Source organism: Nitrosomonas marina, assembly GCF_900110145.1.
Classification (GTDB): domain Bacteria; phylum Pseudomonadota; class Gammaproteobacteria; order Burkholderiales; family Nitrosomonadaceae; genus Nitrosomonas; species Nitrosomonas marina.
In genome coordinates, this window is record NZ_FOCP01000061.1 from 1 (window position 1) to 1,683 (window position 1,683).

1 protein-coding gene is annotated in these 1,683 nt (G+C 42.5%); it reads right to left on the reverse strand.

Annotation, left to right across the window (positions count from 1 at the left end):
* Positions 1-193: 193 nt before the first annotated feature.
* Positions 194-1,621, reverse strand: a complete 1,428-nt coding sequence (locus BMX44_RS16340) for an IS1182 family transposase (RefSeq protein ID WP_090634999.1) — start codon at positions 1,619-1,621, stop codon at positions 194-196.
* Between the last annotated feature and the right edge of the window lie 62 nt (positions 1,622-1,683).

Sequence of the window (1,683 nt, forward strand, 5' to 3'; positions counted from 1 at the left end):
CCAGACTGTGTGAAAACTCAAAATCTGTGTTTTTGTAGCTGAACTTGCAATCATAGCGGCGTATAAAAATAATCTAAGCGGTTAGAACCAGCCGTCATCATTTATTTTACGGCAATGCATTTTTTGGAAGCGCTTCGCTAGAAGTCTCTTCCAAAAGTTGGACGAAGACCTTTTTATACGGCAAACACAGGTATTACGTCTGCAATACTTTGATTAATGTACCGATGCCCATGATATTCATCACACGCTTTAAATTATAGGCCAGAGTATGCAAGCTCATCTCCGCACTGACACGTTCTAGTGTTCTGGTCTGAAAATGCGTATAGCCCATCCATAACTTTATTGTCCCAAATGGATGCTCGGCTGTATTTCTTCTTGCCGTCATTCGTTCGGGCTCTTTGTTAATTCGATCCTCGACAGTATCAAGTACGGCCTCATGCTCCCATCGACTGATGCGCCGATATTCCCCTGTGGTACATTGTGATTTTATCGAACAATTAATACATGCCGATGACCAATAACGCCTAATCATTTTTCCATCTTCTTGTCGGCTAAAACGAAAGATAGCGCGCTCACCTGCAGGGCACTCATATTCATCATCTTCAGGCTTATAAATAAAGTCACGCTTACCGAAAAGACCCTTGGCCTGATTGCTAGATGTCTCACATTTTGGGAGATAAGTTTTAATACCGGCGTCTTCACACGCCTTTATTTCTTTACCATTAAAGTAACCTCGATCAGCGACAACGGCCAGTTCATCAGTTGCCATTGCTTCTTTTGCCTGCATGGCCATATTTGCCAATTGTGCACGATCATTGCCGACATTGGTTACCTCGAGTGCTACGATTAGATGATGTTTTGTGTCCACTGCAGTCTGTACGTTGTAGCCCACTATGCCAGACCCACGCGTTATCATGGAGCGTGCATCTGGATCGGTTAGTGATATTTGTTTATCGGGCGTGGCAAGTAATTGTTCTTCGATTTTATTGAGTCGTTGTATTTCTTTCTTGAGTTTGGCTATCTTATTTTCAAGCCGTTCAGTCTTATCTTTTGCAATAGTGGTTTCCTGCCGATCAACACTATTCATCTGAGCTAAATACCGGTCAATGCTCTCATCAATTTGTTCCAGTCGGCGTTTTAATTTGGCACGAGTAAAGTTTCGATCACGATTGTTTACGGCTTTAAACTTACTGCCATCAATGGCAACAAATGCATCGCTAAATAAATCCAGTTTGCGGCAAACCATCACAAAATCACGGCAGACTAAACGTATCGCTTTGGCATTATTTTTACGAAAATCAGAAATAGTCTTGAAGTCAGGCGCTAAACGACCAAGTAGCCACATCAGTTCAACATTGCGTCCAGCCTCTCGTTCCAGGCGACGAGTTGACTGTATTCGGTTAAGATAGCCGTAGACATAGAGCTTTAGCATGGTTGCCGGATGATAAGCCGGTCGACCGGTAACTTTGGATTCCGTTTTGAAACCCATGCCTGACAGGTCAACGCTATCAATAAATACATCAATTACTCGAACGGCATTTTCTTCTGAAATGTAATCGTCGAGTATTTCTGGAAACAAAGTAGCTTGAGTCCGTGCTTCGCCCTCAATGAACCTACTCATGGAATACTCCAATTAACTGGAAAGTAAAATTATATAACCAATTGGGTTTTCACACAGTCTGG